Below are 19,144 nucleotides of genomic sequence, written 5' to 3'. Positions count from 1 at the left end.
AAGACATTGTGCGCAATTTTCCATGAGTTATAGCTATTTTTGCATTAATATTCTACTTCGGTCGTGAGATACTAATTATAGAAAGACTCCTAGTATTTCAAATTACAGTATAAGGGGGAACACAAGGTGAGAAAAAAGAAAGCGTTTTATTTGGTCTTCGCCGCCTTGCTTACGGCAGGGAGCGTACTGGCCGGTTGCTCGTCGCAAAAGGCCGACACGAACACTACAGACAACGGGAATGGGAATGCGAAAGGAACCAGCAGCAGCTTTTCTTATTTGATGCACGATAAATTTATTAACTGGCTGCATGAGGACAAGTGGTATCCCTACGTAGAAGAGGCGACTGGCACGACCGTCGAATTTGTTCCCGGCGGATCCAATGACGACGAGTACTATGCTTCCGTCGACCAGAAGATTATTAGCCGCACCTTCCCTGACTCGGGCATTGTTTCTGTGTCGCAGGCTACCGTATACGGTGCCCAAGGCGCATTCGTCGATTTGGCTCCTTACATTGATGAATTCGGACCTAATATCAAGAGCTATATTGAAGCGAACCCAACCTATAAGACGTTAATTACCGACGATGACGGACAAATCTTCGGATTGGTTGCCGAAGCTCCACGCTTTGCAGACTTTATCTTCTATCGCGCCGATCATTTTGAGAAGGCCGGTATTACCGAAGTGCCGCAGACGATCGAAGAGTTGACCGATGCCATGCGCAAATTGAAAGCGCATTATGGGAAGGATGATAAGAACTACTATCCGATGGTCGGCCGTGAAGGCTACATCCGCTTCCAGAGCGCGTTCAATGCAGCCGCTAATTATGATGACGGCGTATCCAGAGGCGTGTACGGCAACGGCAAAACAGGCACGGATCTGTATTCCGAGGGCTACAAGAAAATGGTGGAATGGTACAAAACACTTTATGATGAAGGCTTGATCGATCCGGAATGGGTAGCAGGCTCCGGCACAGAGGAAAGCTGGGAATCGAAGATGCTGACCGGACAAGGCTCCCTCAGCTACGATTACCTGACTCGTCCATCATGGTTCATGGATAACGGCGGACCGGAGAACGATCCGGACTATAATATTGCCATCCTGCCTTATCTGAAGGACCTGAACGGCAATCCTTCCGTTCAGACGACAGAGACCCAGTACAACACCTTGAGAGCAATGGTTGTTAATGCAGATAGTAAAGACAAGGCCGAAACGATTATCAAGTTCCTGGATTACCTCTATTCCGAGGAAGGACAGACCCTGGTATCCTGGGGCGTAGAAGGCGAAAGCTACAAAGAAGAAGGCGGACAGAAGCAGTACATCGTGGACTTCTCCGAGCAGGAATCAACGCCTGCAGGCGAACCGCGCTGGTCATTCCTGAACGACCGTCTCACCTTCGTCAAGCCGATTGACAACGACGCGTTCTATTCCTGGAATACCGAGCTTGTACGCAATGCAGCACTTGAGCTGTTCACAGACGAGAGCTTGAAGACCGGCGTACAGGTGACTTATACAGCGGATCAATCGAAGAAATTAGCCGATCTTTCCGCCAAGGTTAATGAGGCCGTTACCTCAGGCGTGACGCAATTCGTCACCGGCAAACGCGCAATGAGCGAATGGGATGCCTTCCTGGGGGAAATGGAGGCGGCTGGTTATAAGGATATCGTAGCCCTCCAGCAAGAAGCTTACGACGCCATGTATAAATAAACAGCAGTATTAGGCCGCGCCATCCTCCCAAGGGACGGCGCGGCTCCTAAATACAGGGTACAATTCAGATAAAATTGGTGGTGGAGAAAATGATAACAAGTGAAATGACGCCTCTTCCCCGGAAAACATGGGTAAGCCGTTTTCTCACCTATATGAAGACAAACAGGCTGTTGCTGCTTATGTTGCTGCCTGGTTTGATCAGCTTGGTCCTGTTCAAACTGGCTCCACTGGGCGGTATGATTATCGCATTTCAGGATTTCAGTGCTTTTCGCGGGGTGCTGGGGAGTCCCTTTGTCGGTCTGGCCCATTTTCAGCGCATCTTTGAAGACCCGTATATTTGGACCCTTGTCAAAAACACGGTCCTTCTGGCTTTCTATTCCCTTCTGTTCACGTTCCCCGTTCCGATCATTTTCGCCTTGCTGCTGAATGAGGTTCGGGTTCGCTGGATTAAAGGAAGCGTGCAATCGCTGAGCTTTTTGCCTTATTTCATTTCATCGGCCGTTATGGTCAGTATTCTGTATACGTTACTCTCGCCGTCAACCGGCCTGGTTAACGATATTCTGGCCCGCTTCGGTCTGGATACGATCTATTTCATGGCTGAGCCGGGATGGTTCCGCACCAACTATGTATTGCTTCAGGTCTGGCAGACCTTCGGCTATTCGGCGATCGTGTACATTGCCGCCATGGCTGCTATTGATCCATCCGTTTATGAATCGGCTTCGCTGGATGGCGCCAGCCGCTTTCAACAAATGCTTCACATTACATTGCCTTCCCTTAAGCCGACGATTGCCATCATGCTGATTATCAGCGTGGGCAACATCTTTACGGTCGATCTGGACCGGATTTTGCTGATGTACAATCAAAGTGTTTATGAGACCGCCGACGTTATTCAGACTTATGTGTACCGCCTGGCCTTCGCCAGCTCGGGATTCCCGGAATACAGCTACGGCACGGCCGTCAACCTGCTGAAATCCGTTGTCGCCTATGTTCTGGTTGTCGGCACCAACAAGCTGTCCACTAAATATTCCGATACGCGACTATTCTGAGAAAGGAGAAGGACGATGAGAACGAAGATCAGCCTGTTCGACATCTGCAACAATCTATTTCTGTTATTGGTCGCTCTTGTCTGCACGTATCCTTTCCTCTATATATTCTTTCTTTCCATCAGTGACGGAAGAAGCATCGCCTCAGGGGACGTCGTGTTCTTTCCGAAGAATCCCAACCTTGAAGCTTACCAATATATTTTGACGAATTCGAACCTGGGCATTTTCCGGGGGCTTTTGAACTCGGGCATCTATACGGTGGTCGGCACGATCGTTGCGCTTATGATTACGTATATGACAGCTTATGTGCTGTCCCGGAAGCAAATTAAAGGCCGCTTTGTGATCATGAGCCTGTTCGTATTCACCTGGGTATTTGAAGCGGGAATTATTCCGGCCTATATTGTCCTGAACAAGCTTGGCTTTGTCGACAACTGGCTGGTCATGATCATTCCCAATGCGATCAACGTGCAATTCCTGATTATTACGAAAACATTCCTGGACGGCCTGCCGCCTGAGCTTGAAGAAGCCGCCAAAATTGACGGCGCCAACGATTTCCAGATTATGAGCCGGGTCTTTCTTGCGATTTCCAAACCGATCCTGGCCACCATCGGTGTCTTCTATGCCGTGTTCATCTGGAACCAATACTTGATGCCGCTCATTTATTTGCAAAGTCCCAACCTGCAGACGATTCAGGTCATGCTGAAAAGGCTGGTTATCAGCTCGGGTGATTCGAATACCGCCTTCCGAACGATTATCCAGAACGGCGTGATGCTGAATCCGGGCAACCTGAAGGCTGCTGCGATCTTCGTCGCGATGATGCCGATTGTACTGGTCTATCCATTTGTGCAGAAGTACTTCAAGAAGGGGATTCTGATCGGTTCCGTGAAGTAAGCCCGCGTTGCCGGCAAGGACCCGACGGAATACCCCCACAATTTGTGAACAGAAGGAGCGCATTATGTTAAACAATCCGATGATCGAATTAAATGACCTTACCGAAGACGGCAAGCTCTATTTCAACCGCCGCCTCGGCTTGGTAGAATCCCTTTTGCCCTGTGATTTCGAGACAAGCCATGCCTGCGACCTGCAGGAGCTGCCGAATGGCGATCTGCTCTGCGTCTGGTTTGCCGGCTCGGATGAAGGGAACTCCGATGTCAGCATCGTGATGTCCCGCCTGAACGCGGGCTCGGACGCTTGGACGCCTGCAACGAGAATCTCAGACGATAACGGCTTCAGCGAGCAAAATCCTTCCCTGTTCCTTCATCCAAACGGGGAGCTATGGGTGATGTATACGGCCCAGCGGGCCCGTACGGCTAACGAGCCACCGGAGTTCAACCTGCAGTACACCTCCAAGATCTACCGCAAGGTCTCCAAGGATAACGGGCATACTTGGGGAGATGCCGAGGTGATGTTTCCGCGGGAGGGCTCGTTCTGCCGCCAGAAGATTCAGGTTCTCGCAAGCGGGAGATGGATCTTCGAGAACTGGATCTGCTTCAATGACGATACCCGCAACGGCAGCGATATTACGGTCATGAACATCTCCGACGATCAAGGCGCCACATGGCGGAGCGTCGAGGTTCCCGGCAGCCGCGGCCGTGTACACTGCAACGTGATCGAGATGTCCCCCGGCAAGCTGATCGGACTCTTCCGCAGCCGCGCTGCCGATAATATCTACTTTGCGAAATCGGACGATAACGGAGAGACCTGGACGGAGCCGGTGCGTACCGAGCTGCCGAACAACAACTCCAGCATTTCCGCCATTAAGCTGGCGAGCGGCAAGCTAGCTATTATCTATAATGATCTGCGCTTCAATGACAAGCCGGATATTACCGTCTGGCCGTTCGAGCGCTGCCCTGTTACGGTAGCCATTTCAGAGGACGAGGGCAGAACGTGGCCGTACCGGCGTCATGTTGAGACCGGCGAAGGCTTCAGCGGTCATAAGAACCTGATCCGCAACCGCCGTTACGAGTATCCTTGCATCATGCAGGCTGCGGACGGAAGTCTGCATGCAGCCTATTCCTTCGGGAACCGCCGCACGATGAAGTTCATCTCCTTCACGGAGCAGTGGGTGACCGGCGCCGAATAACCGGACTAGCCCCGTCACAGCCCCATTCTGGGGCTTTTCTTATCAATTGACAAAGAAAAAACGGTGCGATAGAGTGAGAGCATCAAATTTACGGAACCTTTTGGGGTGAAGCAGAGATGGAAGATCATATCGTACAGCATTTTCACTCACCGACAAAGACACAAATGGATCAGGCTCCCTTCATTACCTGGGCGGGTCACCGGAAATGCGGCAAAGACCATGTTGTAGGCCCGCGAATCCTTGAGAACTATAAGATGGTCTTTGTCCTCAGCGGCAAGGGCTATTTAACCCAGGGCGATCATGTCAATAAGATGCTGAAGCAGGGAGATATGTTTATCCTGATTCCCAGGGAGAAGCATTTTTACTATGCCGATCCTGAAGACCCTTGGGAAATCATGTGGGTCTCCTTCAACGGCAAGCATGCTTCCTACTATCTGAGCCTGATGGGGCTGGATATTAACCATTGCTGCCTGGCGGGAATAACGACACCTACCATTATCAACAAAATGCTGCTGCTGATTCAGGAGCTCCCGGAGGCAAGGGATGGACAGCTGTTATGCATCAGCTATCTACTGCATATTTTTCACCTGGTGGAGCAGGGAGCCAAGCATTACGGAGAGTCCGGCACGCGTACAGGCTCCGAGAGCGTGGTGCAGCAGGCCGTTCTTTTTATCGAGCAAAATTATTACATGCATATTGATGTAGATATGCTGTGCAAGCACGTCAACTATAGCCGTTCGTACCTTTCCCGTTACTTCAAGCGGATCACCGGCATGTCGATCCCGGAATATATCAGCAAAATCCGCATCCAGAATGCCAAGGTGCTGCTCCAGGAGACGGATCTCAACATTCAGGAGATTTCGGCTTCTGTCGGGATTACGGACTCACTTTATTTCTCCAAGCTGTTCAAAAATGTAACGGGAACCTCTCCCATGTCCTACAAGAAAAACAATCAGGGGCGCTGAGTTGAGAGCGTATCTATCGAAGATGAATGGGGGAATACCCATGTTTGGTTTTGAGAATAGTGTGCAATTTGCAGAAAAGGATCTGGATCTTTTAACGGTCGGCGAACTGCTGGTGGATATGATATCAGAGGATTATGGCGCTTCCTTTGAGAACGGCACCTATCACCGGTATTTTGGAGGCTCGCCGGCAAATATCGCCATGAACACGAAGCGGCTGGGGATCCGCCCGCTTGTCGCTTCCTCAGTGGGAAGAGACGGGCTTGGACAATTTCTGGTGGAGCATTTAAGCCGGGCCGGGATGGATACAAGCTGCGTACAGCAGGTGGACGAAGCAACCAGCCTGGTGGTCGTGACCAAGAGCAAGTCCACGCCGGTTCCGATCTTCTATCGGGGGGCCGATTACCGGCTCACCTACACGGAGGAATTGCGTACAGCCCTGCTCCGGACGAAGATCGTCCATTTCTCCTGCTGGCCTCTGTCCAGACAGCCGGTAAGAGCAGCCGTGGAGCAAGTGATCCGGGACGCCCGCCAGAACGGGACGCTCGTCTGCTTTGATCCCAATTACCATCCGGCATTATGGGAGAAGGGAGAGGACGGGATTGCGTATATCAAGTCGATTCTTCCCCTTGTCGATATCGCCAAACCGTCCGAGGACGATGCCGAGCGGCTGTTCGGGGCAGACACGCCGGAGAATCAGCTTCAGCGGTTTCTGGATCTCGGCGTGAAGCTGGTCATTCTGACTCTAGGGAAGGACGGTGCGCTCGTCTCGAACGGGCGGGAGACGATGAAGCTGGAGACGCTGGCTACGCAGGTGACGGATACGACGGGAGCCGGGGATGCCTTTTGGTCCGGGTTCTATGCGGCGCTTGTTAAAGGGTATCCGGTTCGCCGGGCACTGAAGTTCGGGCTGGCGGTCAGCGCGTACAAGCTGCAATATACGGGGGCGGTCGTAGAGCTGCCGGCACTTGGGACATTCCAAGAGAAGTACCCAATCTAGGAGGGCGAGAGTCATGGCTGTTCACAATCAAGTACAACTGATTACGTATCCCGACTCGCTGGGCGGGAGCCTGCAGACATTAAGAAAGGTGCTCGATGAGCATTTTCATGATATTTTCAAGGGCGGGATTCATATCCTTCCTCCATTTCCCTCCTCGGGAGACCGGGGATTTGCTCCGCTTACTTATTTCGAGATCGAGCCTGCCTTTGGTTCCTGGAAAGACATTAAAGCGATCGGGGCGAAGCATGATGTGCTGCTGGATGTGATGGTCAATCATATTTCCCGGCAATCGGCGTATTTTCAGGACTTCCTCAAGCAGGGAAGACGCTCCCCATACGCGGATTTGTTCCTGACGCTCGATAAAGTCTGGGAGGACGGGCAACCCGTTCAAGCCGACATCGATAAAATGTTTCTCCGCCGTCCCTTGCCGTATTCCACGTTCACGATTGAGGAGACAGGGGAAGAGGAGAAAGTGTGGACGACCTTCGGGAAGACCGATCCTTCCGAGCAGATCGACCTCGATATTCATTCGGATCAGGTAAAACGTCTGCTGACCGAGATCTTCGAGAATTTCCGTAACAACAACGTCAAGATCGTACGCCTGGATGCCGTGGGCTATATCATCAAGAAGCTGGGCACGAGCTGCTTCTTCGTGGAACCGGAAATTTACGGCTTTCTGGACTGGATCAAGGAGCTGGCCGATTCGCTTGATATCGAGCTGCTGCCTGAGGTCCATGCTCACTACAGCATTCAATATAAGCTGGCCGAGCACGGCTTCTGGATTTACGATTTCATTCTGCCTTACCGCATTCTGGATACGCTCGTTAATAAAAATGCGGAGGCGCTGAAGGAATACCTGATCACGCGTCCTGCGAAGCAGTTCACGATGCTGGACTGCCATGACGGCATCCCCGTCAAGCCTGATCTCGACGGATTGATCGACACGAAAGCAGCGCGCAAGCTGGTTGATACCTGCCTGGAGCGCGGCTCCAATCTAAGCCTGATCGTCTCTGACGAGCATAAGGATGCGGACGGATTCGACGTGCACCAGATCCGCTGCAGCTATTATTCCGTACTGAACAGCGATGATGATGCTTATCTGGCGGCCCGTGCCATCCAGTTCTTTGCTCCCGGTATTCCGCAGGTATATTACGTCGGACTATTAGCGGGAGAGAATGATGAAGAAGGGGTTCGCCGCACAGGGGAAGGTCGGGAGATCAACCGTCAAAACTTCAGTGTAGGCGAAATCGAGCAGGCGCTTGGCAAAAGCGCGGTCCAGCGCCTTCTTGCGCTGATCCGGTTCCGCAACGAATACGACGCCTTTAACGGTGATTTCCGTGTACTGCAATCGGCAAGCCATGAGGTCCGGCTGGAGTGGACTAAGGAAGATCTGCGCTGCACGCTGCAGCTTGATCTGGGCACGAACCGGACGGTCATCGATTATGTGGAGGCAGATGGGACAACGGCTCAATTCGTAGTGTAGTGAAGGGAATATAAAGGCCACCGGCTTAGCCGGTGGCTTTGTCTTTCTTCAGAGCGTATCCTCCGATTCAAGCTTATGGAGAAAGCCGCGGATATGGGCAAGCTGTGCCTGGACGTCCTCCTGATTGATCTTGGTATCCTGGTAGATTTTGCAGGGAATCTCCTTAGCCTGGTGCCGAAGTTCCTGCCCTTTCCCAGTCAGGGTGATGATGACGTTGCGCTCGTCCTTCGGATCGCGGGTACGGCTCAGCAGCCCCATGGCTTCGAGCTTCTTCAGCAGCGGCGTCAGTGTCCCGGAATCGAGGAACAGGCGGCTGCCAAGCTCCTTGACGGTGACTGCATCCTGCTCCCATAGCGCCAGAAGGGTAATATATTGAGTATAGGTCAGTCCCAGCTCCTGCAGCAGCGGGCGGTATAGCTTCATGATGCCCCGGGAGCAGGCGTAGAAGGCGAAGCAGAGCTGATCGTCGAGCTTGAGTGAGATGCTTGTGTCGTTGGTCTCGGACATGTTGTTGATTCACCTGCCTGCGATTGAATTGGATGCAATTCATTTGTTTGGTCGAATTATAGCATGAGCCCGGGGTGGGGTCAAAGCGGAGTGAAGGTGCTGTGAAAGGGTGCAGTGGATATTTGACTTCGGAAATTAAATTGCATACAATTTAATTAGGGGAAATTAATTCGGTAAAGGAGATGGGACCATGTCAATTTATGATATCGAAGTAACCACCATCCGCGGGGAACAGCAGACGCTGGCAACTTACAAGGGGCAGGTGATGCTGATCGTCAATACGGCGACCAAGTGTGGATTTGCTCCCCAGTTCAAGGGACTTCAGAAGCTTCACGAGGATTACGGCAATCGGGGGCTGGCGGTGCTCGGCTTTCCGTGCGGTCAATTTGCGAATCAGGAGCCGGGAGACAATGAGGATATCGCTTCCGCTTGTGAGTTGAATTTTGGCGTAACCTTCCCGTTGTATGAGAAGATTGAAGTGAACGGAGATGGAGCGCATCCGCTGTTCAAGCATTTGACGAAGGAGGCTCCGGGGCTGCTCGGCTCGAAGGCGGTCAAGTGGAACTTCACGAAGTTCCTGATCGACCAGGAGGGCAAGGTAGTGAAGCGGTTCGCCCCGGCGGATGAGCCGTCCAAGATCGAGGTCCACATTCAGAAGCTGCTGGCGGAAGGCAAGTAGAAGGAGCCACCTTCGCAGTGGTGAAAAGTTGCCTTATTAAACTCGTACTAATAGGGTTTATTTTAGGCCTTGGGTCAGAGTTATAATCAGAGAGGCGATACCGGGGTATCGTGCCGGGTATGGCCTCTTTTTGCTGCAATTGTAAGAAAATGTTCGCGGGATGAAGCGAGGGAGCAGGTTCCTTTTTTGCGCCGAGTATGATAGAACAGATAAAGGACAACCTGAATACGAGAAGCGCGCCGCGGAAGCGGTAGAGGAAAGGATGCTTTGTGCATGTACGTGGTATGCAAGGATCATGTGGAGCTGGCGATTGATATGTTTGTGGACGAGTTCGAGGAGGCCCCGGACGTGGTGGATCTTGAGCACACGAAGTTCATTGATTGGGAGCCACCGGTCAAGTGCCAGGAATGCGACTGCGAGGCACGGTTTTTGGTGGTGTAAGTCAGACGTAAAATGACGATGAAGTGATGATAGGCGGTAGTCTGCCCCTTTGGAGGCGGAGGCCGCCTTTTTGCTGTTGATGAATACTGGATAGGCTGGGAAAAAGAGAGCTGGACAAGCGCTGTGGCTTGCCCTGCTTTTTTGGATGGTGTGCGAAGGCTGACGGAAATTAGTTGGCTGCGGTATCTTGCTCGGCGGGAGTTCGGAAGCTCCGGCGGCCAAGCACGCCTACGATAAAGGCCACCATGGTTAGCACGGCCGCGAGCAGGTAAAGGTTCACGATACCGAACCATTCGGCCAGCCCGGCCATGCCCAGCAGCGAGATGCAGAAGACCAGGTGCAGCAAGGAGGCCTGAGCGGACAGTACCTTGGGCAGCATCAGCTTGCCGACACTGCGCTGGATGAGCGTGCGGCGGTTGACGATGGACAGCTCGGCAAACGGGCCCATCAACAGCACAAGAATGAGGGCGATGTAAGGCTCGGTGTTGACGGCATACACGGCAGTAAGCAGGCCATAGCCTGCCATGCCGATCAGCATCGCCGACAGGAAGCGGTCGCCGATGGTCCGCACCAACACCAGCACCAGCAGTCCGCCGCTGACTGTTCCGGCAAAGTAGGCGGCGTTAATGAAGCCCCACCATTCCTCGCCTTGCCCTAGCGCGGTCTGCACGAAGGCGAGCGTGAAGGCGCCGACCCAGACCGAGCCGCCCAGCATGTCGATGATGTCCATGAAGGTCAGCAGGCGGAGGCGCGGCATGCGCCAGATCGTCTTCCAGCCTTCGGTTAGCGTGTGCCAGCGTGAAGAGCCGGCGGTGTCAGAAGTCTTGGAAGAGCCAATGGTGGTGTTCGCTGTGGGATCAGACATGCCGGAATTTGCAGCGGTGGCGCGGGCTGCGGAGTCATTGTACTCAGCCGGTTCTTTCACGCCCAATGTAAAGGCCGCCGCCAAGCCATAGATCACCGCTGTCACTAGCAGTGTCGGACTCGGGCCGAGCATCGCGACGACGATACCGCTCAGTCCCCAGCCGGCAAACTGCACCACCTGATCGCTGACACTGATGAGACCATTGGCTTTGAGCAAGCTTTGCTCAGTGGGAACGAGCCGCGGCACAAGCGCATTACGGGTCGGTACGGTCCATCCATCAAGGAAGGACATGACAAAGACGAGCGCAAAGACAAGAATAAAGGAAGCATCGCTCCCTTGTAGTTGCAGATAGACAGCAAGGACGATGAACAGCAGAAACTGGCCAGATTGTGATAAGAGAAGTAAGGAAGGCAGCCTGAAGCGATTGATCAGCAATGGTGCGATCAGACCGCTGATCATTTGAGCGAAGCTGCGCATTAAGGGCATTAGCGCCGCAGATACGAGCGAGTTCGTCTGGTTCAGCACCAGCACGGTGAGCGCCATAATGTAGAGCACGTCTGCGGCATTGGCCGCAGTCTGGGTGGTCCACAGATAATAAAAAGGCCGGGACATCGGCGAGGATTTCATGGTAGGTTGGGTCTCCGTTTCCGAACGGTCAGGCTTAAGATAAGCGCTGATCTCTTGTAATTTAGTTGCTGCCAGTGCTCCCGTTCTCATACAGGCCAACATGGCTGCGCAAACAATCATTTTACCTCATAAATATAAACCTTTGTTCTATAGATATCCCTACAGACAATCACTTTCTCAGGCTGCCAATTAGGCAGAGCAAAGCATATACTAATAATCGCTGTTCCAGAACACAACTGCTCTGTAAAAATAGGGTCTAGCCTCTTCATCGCACCAGGAAAGAGATAGCAAATGATTAGATCTGCTTTTCTATAATTGTATTTGTACAAATCACCATATATAAATTGAACATTTTTAGATGCCTTTACCTTAGCCAGCAAACGTGAAAACCATAAAGGAATCCACGAGTTCTCTATCCCCGTAATCAACCAACTTGATTTATATTGTGACAAAAGAACAGCAAGGTTCCCCCAGCCTGAGCCGGCCTCGACTACAGAGCATGGGGCCGCATTGTCCCATTGCCGAATTTCCTTGATTACAGCACGGCGAACTGGCGCAGAAGCAGGAGTGGGAGAAATCCCGTTTCTCCATCCTTTATAAAGGATAGACAGCCCGGCACATAATGCCACAAGCATGGATACAGCCCCAATGATATCTATTTTAATAGGTAACACAATATCCTCCTCAAGGCATGAGTTGCTTTATTCTTCATAGAAATATTGTAGCACATTAAAGAAAACGACCATGTAGAAGGATCATTGAAGTAAATTAATACAAGGGCTATAGAACTAATGAGTGATCGACAAGAACTATTGCATAGATAGGAGCCAGTACAATATCATATTCTTGATGGTGATTACTGTTTTTCAAAGTGAAATATAGCATTTTTCATGCTACAGTCCCCTTGCAGTGGTGGTCACAGCGTTTTTGTGAAGTCTTTATTCAGGAGGTAGATGAAAGTGGATCAAGCGTTGCGGCTGCAGTTGGAACAGTGGTATGAGGAAGATGAACACCAGAATATTGTAGATGCTTTGGAAGCTATCCCTGTTGCTGATAGAGATTATGAAATGGCTGGTCAGTTGGGCCGTGCTTATAACAATGTAGGCCGTTATGAGGATGCACTGGCACAATTTGCCCAAGTTGCCGAGCAGGGGGAGAGTGATCCCGCGTGGCATTACCGGTCAGGGTATTCTTATTATTTTCTGGGGAGATTTGAAGAAGGAGTGCAGGCATTTACCAAGGCACTGGAGCTCGATCCGGAGGATGAGCACTCACGAAATCTGCTTGACTGGTGTCGGGAACGCCTTGATCGTCAGCAGCAAAATGAGAAAATTCGGGAACAGGCGTTGCGGCGAAAAGAACAGACTCCAACGAAGCCGCTCTTCGAGGGTCTGGATTTGTCTGAATTTTGGGATAACGGCAGCTATGCCGAGAGTACATATACGATGGACCCGCCTAGCGACGCATTGATTGCCAGTGTGGAGGAGGAGCTGGGCTACAAGCTGCCAGCTTCGTATATCGCTTTGATGAAACAGCGTAATGGGGGCATTCCTCAGAATACCTGCTTCCCTACACAAATCTCTACCTCTTGGGCTGACGATCATATTGCGATCTCGTCGATCATGGGAATCGGGCGGGATAAAGATGAATCGCTCTGCGGGGATATGGGTAGCCGATTTATGATCGAGGACTGGGGATATCCGGACATCGGGGTCGTCATTTGTGACTGTCCTTCGGCAGGTCATGATGTGGTTATGCTGGATTACCGCCGTTGTGGCAAGGATGGGGAACCTGAGGTGATCCATGTGGATCAGGAGTCAGAGTATGAGATTACTTTTTTGGCGCCGGATTTTGAGACCTTTATTCGCGGCTTGGTGAGCGAAGAGGAGTACGATACCTCGATCGAGGATAAAGCGAACGATTTGCGCAAGGTGGCTGAAGGTAAGTTCTCGCCTTTGCTGGAGGAGCTGTGTGGCAAGGCGGAAATGGTGGATGCTAAGCAGCTCGAATCGCAGATCCGGGCGGTATGTACACGTATTGTGGAGGAAAAGGGGCATTTCTCCTTCCATGCGGATGACTTGTCGCTGCTGATGTACGATGTGCAGTTCTGGCTGTATACAAATGCTTATCCGCGGCCTACGCGGGAGGAATACCTCGATATGTATCCGAAGATGATCGCGTTCGGCGGGGAATTTGGCCAAAGCGGCTATGCGCCTGCCTGGATTACGGACTGGCTCGATAAACGCATGCAAGAGGGCTGGATTAAGAAGGATCATGGGACTTTGAGCTTGACAGAGGATGCGCGCAAGGAAATCATCGCTCGTCTGGAGCTGGAGGCCGGAGGGAATGCGGTGGAAGAAGAGGATACGGATGTCGCTCCGTTTAAGCTGGTGGATCAAGGTGAGCGGGGGATGTCGGTCATCTTACCGGTTGGAACGTATTTGACGGAATTGTTTGCGTCGCGGGCCGATGAAGGTTTTGAGGGCAGCGGATATGATTGGGCGTCGCTCGCATTTGTGTATCTGGCTGAGCAGATGCCCGACCTGCAGGGCATCATCCGCTTCGACCCGGAAGGCTCGATGTTCTGTGCTTATTCCTCCGATCGGGAGGCGCTTCAGGCCTTTGCCGTTGGCTTCAAACAAGCCTGTGAGAATGAAGCGCTGATTCGCGATTTATTCTCGCGAGCGGAGTTGGATTAATTAGCTTACATTATTGGGCGTATAAAAAACTAAACAGCAAGCGTCAGGGCCGGGGGAAATTCCCCAAGGTGGCTCATGACACTTGCTGTTTTTTTGCGATTGAAGAGTGACTTCTATTTTAATTGAGCGTAATTTCTTTTTCCCAAGTCAATTCCTGATCTTCCTCATTCACGAATACGAAGGCGGCCTTACCTGCCTCACCCTTCAATTCTTCGGGATAGAAGAACCCCATAAACTGCCCGTCACCGCTGATATAGAAGCCGTCTCCGCCAGTTTGTCCATGCTCGATCGCTTCTTCAAACGTATTGACGGTGTTGTTATTTTCGGATGACCACTGCATTTCCTGAAGTCTGTAGCCTTCGGGGATTTGCTTCACTTGAAAATCAAAGCTGCCTTTGTTCTCGATCGGCTTGGGTGTCTGATCAATCTCAATAAGGATCTCCTCACTAGTCCTATCATTCTCTGAGATAGAGCCGACAGGGTCTGTAAGGACGTTAATGGATGAGTCTGTGTTGTTATTCCCTGCTTGCGCCTGATTTGTCGCATTGGATTCGGGTTGATTGTTAGAGTTCATGGTGCCTGCTTGTGAGTTGTTTCCACAGGCGCTCATTAGTAGTACGGCGCTTAAAGCAGCCATTAATATTATCGGTTTAGGTTTCGTCATGTGGTTTCCTCCAGTTGTGTTCAATGTAATTCATAGACAAAGACAAGACTATGACAGAGCCATGTATCCTGATACAGCTTAATGGGGGAGCGGATCATTATCAGGAAAAAGGGGTGATACAGGTTATTTACCGCCAGACAAAAAAACTAAACATGGACTGTAAATTCATCAGATAAGAGAATCCATGAACAAACTTATATAATTGATAGTTTATGTTGGGATTAAATTGTGTATTAGGGCGGTTCTGGCGAACTATACTATAGGCAGGAAAAAGGCGGTTTTGTGATATGCTAGAGGTATATGTGGCGGGAATACATAATGAACATGATGGTGGTGCAAATCATTGAATATACAAATTATTGCAGTAGGTAAGATGAAAGAGAAATATTTGACCCAGGGGATTGCGGAATATGCGAAAAGGCTGACCCCTTACATCAAACTGACGTTAACGGAGGTTCCTGATGAAAAGGCGCCCGAGCAACTCAGCGCTAGTGAGGAAGAGCAAGTGAAGCGTAGGGAGGGGGAGCGAATCCTGGCTCACCTGAAGCCAGATACGTATGTCGTGGCAACGGCCATTGAGGGCGAGCTCTGGACGTCGGACAAGCTGGCCCAGCATATTGAAGAACTAGCGACCTATGGCCGCAGCCAGATCGCCTTTGTCATCGGCGGCAGCTTAGGCCTGTCCGATGAAGTCCTTCAACGCGCCAACCTGAAGATCTCGTTTGGCCGCTTCACCTATCCGCACCAGCTTCTGCGGCTGGTGCTTGTGGAGCAGGTGTATCGGGTGGTGAAGATTATTAGGGGGGAACCGTATCATAAGTAGTGGTAAAGCGGAGAGTTGATGTTGTTGTTACCGCAAAAGCTCTATGGAAGGGAAAAGAGGCTGTCCCAAAAGTCATAAACAATGATGACTAAGGGTCAGCCTCTCTTCTTATTACAAATTCCTTGAACTCATCGCTGCCAGTGTTCGCCAGTGATATCTAATCATTAAAAAGCACTTCAATGCTTGTTTTATCTTTCTGAGTTATCTGACGGATATTCTATTTCCGGTTATAGAGGAGTCGTATAGTATTTCGCTAATGCGGTTTGTTACTTTGAAAAAAATGAAGCGCTCATGTTCTTATTTTTGATTGTAAATCTCTTAATAATAACATTCGCCTAAAATTCTTATAGGATATTTCAGTGAAGTTATTGATATGCTCGTCAAAAAAATCTAATAATAACGGTATTTGAACTGGTCTTGTTATTTTCTTTTCAAAGCGAGTAAATGGACCATCTGTTTCAAAAAGGATTAAATCTTGAGGTATTTTTTTAATAATATTTCGCCCCTTTTTTGACAACAACATGTTGATATTAACTGAAAACATATACTTCCTTTCTATAATGCGTTCTAATGTAGAAATCTTGCCCGTGTACCAGTGGAAAACAGCATACTTAACATCATTCTCAATCAATATTTTTAAAACTTCGTCCTCTGCACCTCTAGAGTGAACTGAATATATTTTATTTTTGTTATATTTTCTCTGAGTGACAAAGTAGAAATTATCAATTTGTCTTTGTAGGTTATCTGTTGGTTGATTACCACTGATATCTATCCCTACCTCACCAATGTATGAGGTCTTACTTGCTAATCTATCAAATAACTCTTCATTTAGTGGGAATTCATCTGTAAGGTCAGGATGGTATCCTAAAGCCAGTCTCACATATTTAAAGCCTTGATAAGTATCGAATTGCTTTTCAAATAACTCAGGCAAATTTGTCACAAATAGAGCATAAATCTTATTAGATTCATACTCTTTAGCTAACTTTTTAGGATTTGGATAGTTGTCGATATGAACATGAAAATCAAAATATGTCATACTTCTCAAGAAACCTTTCAACTTCTTTGCTAAAACGCTGAAACATTTCATTTGTTTTAACAAAGTAATTATCTTCAGTATAGAACCTATTCTTCAAACCGAGAGTCAACATAATTGAGTTATTATCAATATCGTTTTTACATCCCCTGAAGTACTCTATGGATGATTTCAGATCTTCGAACTGTTCGAGTGTGATGCCTTTATTTTTCCCATTATAACCAACGTCATACAAATGCTCGTCAAATTTTTCATTATCACATGCTGACAATGAAATTTTCCTTAATACACAAGGTATACACGTGCCACATTGTTTAGACTTGTCCAATAAATGAAGGGATTGTCTACTTTTTGCACATGTATGTGTAAATTTAATTTGTTCCTTAAAATCATCACTTAATTGGTCTATAATTTCACCTTTTGTTTTAAAAATGAAGGGATTAGAAACACGCTGTACTAGTCCCAAAGACTCGAGAACTGAATTAAACAAGTATATAGTTCTAGGGTGGGTAGTCTTAGTTGTAAATCTTCCATTTTTGTTTGGATTCAATGATAAAAAACCATTTTCATATATTAATATATCTTTTACTCCATGTTCATATGCTACAGCAGACGCTAAACTTAAAAATAAAAGTGACCGTGTAGCTTGTGTCGGTTCTGCTTTTTTACAATTAAGTTTATCAAAGAAATATCTAATTGAATTTTTATGTTTACCTGAAACAAAGTTTGCTATAGACTCCTGTTTGCTCTGTTCAAATTTATTGAGTTTATATCCTACATAAATTGAACTAGTACCTGATGAAATATTTTGAAATGCACCACTGAATGAATCTAAGCCACCAGATAGCAAGGAAACGTTGTTAAATCTTCCAAAATCCAATTCTAAGGAAGTTCCAATAAACATCTTTTTAGAAAGTACAAAATTGAAATCAGCAACATCCCTACTTACAAATTGAACAAGTTTTTTTAATAAAGGTTTTGTTTGCTCCCATATTTCAGGATTAGAAACTGGTACAGAAATAGAATATATTCTACCCCCGTCATCAATTCTTTTTGTCATGATATCAATAAAGTATATTGTAGTTACAACATCTATTAAATCCAACACAATGGAATCTTGAGCACTCTCAAACCTAGTTAATCGACTTAGGAATAATTCATGCGGTAGTAATCCAAACTCTTTAATAAAGGGATTTTCCATTTATTAAAACTCCCCAAATTCAATTGCTTCAGCTCTCTTAACCACAGACGTAATAAGTTCTTTTAGACTAATTTTACTACTCAAATATCCTTTAATTAAACTTGTTAATTCTTCAGAAACAATCTTTCTTGCTTGTATCTTAATTAATAAATTGATTTCATCGTGGGGTATTTCTAAATAGACATCACTAAAAACCTCAATCAATTCTGTTTGAACAATTAGGTAGATTAAATAGTAAGTAAATTCAGAAATAAAACCATCAATATCTATATTCTCTTTAAGAATTGTTGTTATAGCGAGTCTAAATGCTTGAAGCAATAACTCTGAAAATTCGTCTTTAAACTCTTCTTCTGCGAGTTCAATTAGCTTTTCAAGAAACTCATTGAAAATTCTCTCGTTGCTTTGTATTTCATCATACGAAATACCACCAAATTGCCCTTCGGACTTCATACTATTTATACCAGTAATACCTTGCTGCAAAAGAACCTTAAATGAGTCTTTATTTAATTCTTTTGTAATTCGTTGTTCATCAAGAACTAGCGAAGTAGCCTGCGGTATTGATTTCTTAATATCTTGTTTTCCCAGTTGTTGTAGTAGCTTTTTAACATCTCTATTAATATTTTTTTTTGATGTCCCCATTGTCCAACCGTTCCCCTCGAGTTTCGTTAAAGCTAGTATAGCAAAGTTATATTTCGAATAGTATAATTTTCCCATTAATTTCGGGACTTGCTGGATTAGATCCAGTACAAATCCACCCAAGATTGGGCATGTTTTTGCCGGAACGAGACGTTTTTGGTCGTAAACAAAATCAGGTGAACAAATTTGATCGATCAGCAAATAATTTTTGGCTTCAAGAGCTAAATCAACACGGGGAGTTGGTACACAAAGATAAGCAGGACTTTGTACTGTTTGGATTTATTTCTCCGAGACAGTTAAGTCAGTATCACTTGAAGACATTAAGGATGAAGATTCTGTTTACTATAAAGGGGTTCAAAATGGGTGGAGTTTCTTAATTTTGGGAAAAACAGCCGAATTCGTTATTATGCCCGGAGTAGTCGATCGTGCATCAATTGTAGCAGCGATTAAACCCTCATTCTGGAAAAAGTTAGGATACATTCAGTACCTTTTCACAGATGGAACCGTATTGGAACAGGTTCAGTAACTGTGTAATCTCCACGGTTGTCATTTTGGATATGATTACATTTGTAATTATTAAATACTCAAGGAGTATGTTCCAAAAGTAAACTTTGGAGCACCCTCCTGAAATTTCGCTTCAAAGATGATACGTGAACCATATCAAAATACATGCGGTTAATAAATGGACCCGCCT

General features: G+C 48.0%; 18 protein-coding genes. 11 read left to right on the top strand and 7 right to left on the bottom strand.

The genetic code is table 11. The annotated features are described in order from the left end of the window. Nucleotides 1–126 precede the first annotated feature (126 nt). The 7 genes from KQJ23_RS17795 to gtfA all read left to right on the top strand — a co-directional run bounded on the left by KQJ23_RS17795 (nucleotide 127) and on the right by gtfA (nucleotide 8,275). Complete coding sequence (locus KQJ23_RS17795) at nucleotides 127–1,704, top strand: extracellular solute-binding protein (RefSeq protein WP_216480262.1); 1,578 nt, start codon at nucleotides 127–129, stop codon at nucleotides 1,702–1,704. Between the two features lie 89 nt (nucleotides 1,705–1,793). Beyond that, complete coding sequence (locus tag KQJ23_RS17790) at nucleotides 1,794–2,750, top strand: ABC transporter permease (protein ID WP_216480261.1); 957 nt, start codon at nucleotides 1,794–1,796, stop codon at nucleotides 2,748–2,750. 15 nt (nucleotides 2,751–2,765) lie between these two features. After that, on the top strand, nucleotides 2,766–3,638 hold the full coding sequence (locus tag KQJ23_RS17785) for a carbohydrate ABC transporter permease (RefSeq protein WP_216480260.1): 873 nt from the start codon (nucleotides 2,766–2,768) through the stop codon (nucleotides 3,636–3,638). Between the two features lie 79 nt (nucleotides 3,639–3,717). Next, complete coding sequence (locus KQJ23_RS17780) at nucleotides 3,718–4,830, top strand: sialidase family protein (RefSeq protein ID WP_216480259.1); 1,113 nt, start codon at nucleotides 3,718–3,720, stop codon at nucleotides 4,828–4,830. A 116-nt stretch (nucleotides 4,831–4,946) separates the two neighbouring features. Then, a complete protein-coding gene (locus KQJ23_RS17775) occupies nucleotides 4,947–5,795 on the top strand; it encodes an AraC family transcriptional regulator (RefSeq protein ID WP_216480258.1) in 849 nt (282 codons plus the stop codon). A gap of 40 nt (nucleotides 5,796–5,835) precedes the next feature. Further along, nucleotides 5,836–6,792 carry a carbohydrate kinase family protein gene (locus KQJ23_RS17770; RefSeq protein WP_216480257.1) on the top strand — a complete coding sequence of 319 codons (957 nt, stop codon included), beginning with the start codon at nucleotides 5,836–5,838 and terminating at the stop codon, nucleotides 6,790–6,792. A 13-nt stretch (nucleotides 6,793–6,805) separates the two neighbouring features. Next, nucleotides 6,806–8,275, top strand: coding sequence for a sucrose phosphorylase (gtfA, locus tag KQJ23_RS17765; protein WP_216480256.1), 1,470 nt, complete (start codon nucleotides 6,806–6,808; stop codon nucleotides 8,273–8,275). A gap of 48 nt (nucleotides 8,276–8,323) precedes the next feature. Here the strand turns inward: gtfA and KQJ23_RS17760 are convergent, their stop codons facing one another. Beyond that, complete coding sequence (locus tag KQJ23_RS17760) at nucleotides 8,324–8,782, bottom strand: MarR family winged helix-turn-helix transcriptional regulator (protein ID WP_216480255.1); 459 nt, start codon at nucleotides 8,780–8,782, stop codon at nucleotides 8,324–8,326. Nucleotides 8,783–8,972: 190 nt separating this feature from the next. Here KQJ23_RS17760 and KQJ23_RS17755 point away from each other — a divergent pair, with 190 nt between their 5' ends. Next, nucleotides 8,973–9,461, top strand: a complete 489-nt coding sequence (locus KQJ23_RS17755) for a glutathione peroxidase (protein WP_216480254.1) — start codon at nucleotides 8,973–8,975, stop codon at nucleotides 9,459–9,461. Nucleotides 9,462–9,734: 273 nt separating this feature from the next. Beyond that, a complete protein-coding gene (locus tag KQJ23_RS17750) occupies nucleotides 9,735–9,902 on the top strand; it encodes a CxxH/CxxC protein (protein ID WP_018750397.1) in 168 nt (55 codons plus the stop codon). Between the two features lie 169 nt (nucleotides 9,903–10,071). Here KQJ23_RS17750 and KQJ23_RS17745 read toward each other — a convergent pair whose 3' ends face one another. Next, nucleotides 10,072–11,394 (bottom strand): MFS transporter, encoded by a 1,323-nt coding sequence (locus KQJ23_RS17745; protein ID WP_216480317.1) that lies wholly within the window; start codon nucleotides 11,392–11,394, stop codon nucleotides 10,072–10,074. A gap of 116 nt (nucleotides 11,395–11,510) precedes the next feature. Then, nucleotides 11,511–12,068 carry a class I SAM-dependent methyltransferase gene (locus KQJ23_RS17740; RefSeq protein ID WP_346779425.1) on the bottom strand — a complete coding sequence of 186 codons (558 nt, stop codon included), beginning with the start codon at nucleotides 12,066–12,068 and terminating at the stop codon, nucleotides 11,511–11,513. A 279-nt stretch (nucleotides 12,069–12,347) separates the two neighbouring features. Between KQJ23_RS17740 and KQJ23_RS17735 the strand changes: the two genes are divergently transcribed. Beyond that, nucleotides 12,348–14,093: an Imm51 family immunity protein gene (locus KQJ23_RS17735; protein WP_346779424.1), complete on the top strand. Its 1,746-nt coding sequence runs from the start codon at nucleotides 12,348–12,350 to the stop codon at nucleotides 14,091–14,093. Nucleotides 14,094–14,211: 118 nt separating this feature from the next. Here the strand turns inward: KQJ23_RS17735 and KQJ23_RS17730 are convergent, their stop codons facing one another. Further along, on the bottom strand, nucleotides 14,212–14,757 hold the full coding sequence (locus KQJ23_RS17730) for a hypothetical protein (RefSeq protein WP_249529871.1): 546 nt from the start codon (nucleotides 14,755–14,757) through the stop codon (nucleotides 14,212–14,214). 343 nt (nucleotides 14,758–15,100) lie between these two features. Between KQJ23_RS17730 and rlmH the strand changes: the two genes are divergently transcribed. Continuing rightward, a complete protein-coding gene (gene rlmH / locus KQJ23_RS17725) occupies nucleotides 15,101–15,580 on the top strand; it encodes a 23S rRNA (pseudouridine(1915)-N(3))-methyltransferase RlmH (protein WP_216480252.1) in 480 nt (159 codons plus the stop codon). Between the two features lie 289 nt (nucleotides 15,581–15,869). On the opposite strand, the gene KQJ23_RS17720 is transcribed toward rlmH, so the two are convergent. Genes KQJ23_RS17720 through KQJ23_RS17710 form a run of 3 tightly spaced genes read right to left on the bottom strand, consistent with a single transcriptional unit; the run spans nucleotide 15,870 to nucleotide 18,453 of the window. Beyond that, on the bottom strand, nucleotides 15,870–16,616 hold the full coding sequence (locus KQJ23_RS17720; RefSeq protein WP_249529870.1) for a TatD family hydrolase: 747 nt from the start codon (nucleotides 16,614–16,616) through the stop codon (nucleotides 15,870–15,872). Continuing rightward, nucleotides 16,603–17,814, bottom strand: a complete 1,212-nt coding sequence (locus tag KQJ23_RS17715) for a 7-cyano-7-deazaguanine synthase (RefSeq protein WP_216480250.1) — start codon at nucleotides 17,812–17,814, stop codon at nucleotides 16,603–16,605. The genes KQJ23_RS17720 and KQJ23_RS17715 overlap by 14 nt, the downstream gene beginning before the upstream one ends. A gap of 3 nt (nucleotides 17,815–17,817) precedes the next feature. Next, nucleotides 17,818–18,453 carry a hypothetical protein gene (locus KQJ23_RS17710; RefSeq protein ID WP_216480249.1) on the bottom strand — a complete coding sequence of 212 codons (636 nt, stop codon included), beginning with the start codon at nucleotides 18,451–18,453 and terminating at the stop codon, nucleotides 17,818–17,820. Nucleotides 18,454–19,144: the final 691 nt, after the last annotated feature.

Origin of the sequence: Paenibacillus brevis, assembly GCF_018919145.1 — a bacterium.
In the GTDB taxonomy this organism is placed as follows: domain Bacteria; phylum Bacillota; class Bacilli; order Paenibacillales; family Paenibacillaceae; genus Fontibacillus; species Fontibacillus brevis.
The sequence above is the reverse complement of the archived record's forward strand: the minus strand, read 5'-3'. Positions and strand labels throughout refer to the sequence as shown.

Coding starts and splice junctions, on each gene's coding strand:
- KQJ23_RS17790 (WP_216480261.1), top strand. CDS start 1,794: ATGATAACAAGTGAAATGACGCCTCTTCCCCGGAAAACATGGGTAAGC.
- KQJ23_RS17785 (WP_216480260.1), top strand. CDS start 2,766: ATGAGAACGAAGATCAGCCTGTTCGACATCTGCAACAATCTATTTCTG.
- KQJ23_RS17780 (WP_216480259.1), top strand. CDS start 3,718: ATGATCGAATTAAATGACCTTACCGAAGACGGCAAGCTCTATTTCAAC.
- KQJ23_RS17775 (WP_216480258.1), top strand. CDS start 4,947: ATGGAAGATCATATCGTACAGCATTTTCACTCACCGACAAAGACACAA.
- KQJ23_RS17770 (WP_216480257.1), top strand. CDS start 5,836: ATGTTTGGTTTTGAGAATAGTGTGCAATTTGCAGAAAAGGATCTGGAT.
- gtfA (WP_216480256.1), top strand. CDS start 6,806: ATGGCTGTTCACAATCAAGTACAACTGATTACGTATCCCGACTCGCTG.
- KQJ23_RS17760 (WP_216480255.1), bottom strand. CDS start 8,782: ATGTCCGAGACCAACGACACAAGCATCTCACTCAAGCTCGACGATCAG.
- KQJ23_RS17755 (WP_216480254.1), top strand. CDS start 8,973: ATGTCAATTTATGATATCGAAGTAACCACCATCCGCGGGGAACAGCAG.
- KQJ23_RS17750 (WP_018750397.1), top strand. CDS start 9,735: ATGTACGTGGTATGCAAGGATCATGTGGAGCTGGCGATTGATATGTTT.
- KQJ23_RS17745 (WP_216480317.1), bottom strand. CDS start 11,394: ATGAAATCCTCGCCGATGTCCCGGCCTTTTTATTATCTGTGGACCACC.
- KQJ23_RS17735 (WP_346779424.1), top strand. CDS start 12,348: ATGAAAGTGGATCAAGCGTTGCGGCTGCAGTTGGAACAGTGGTATGAG.
- KQJ23_RS17730 (WP_249529871.1), bottom strand. CDS start 14,757: ATGACGAAACCTAAACCGATAATATTAATGGCTGCTTTAAGCGCCGTA.
- KQJ23_RS17720 (WP_249529870.1), bottom strand. CDS start 16,616: ATGACATATTTTGATTTTCATGTTCATATCGACAACTATCCAAATCCT.
- KQJ23_RS17715 (WP_216480250.1), bottom strand. CDS start 17,814: ATGGAAAATCCCTTTATTAAAGAGTTTGGATTACTACCGCATGAATTA.
- KQJ23_RS17710 (WP_216480249.1), bottom strand. CDS start 18,453: ATGGGGACATCAAAAAAAAATATTAATAGAGATGTTAAAAAGCTACTA.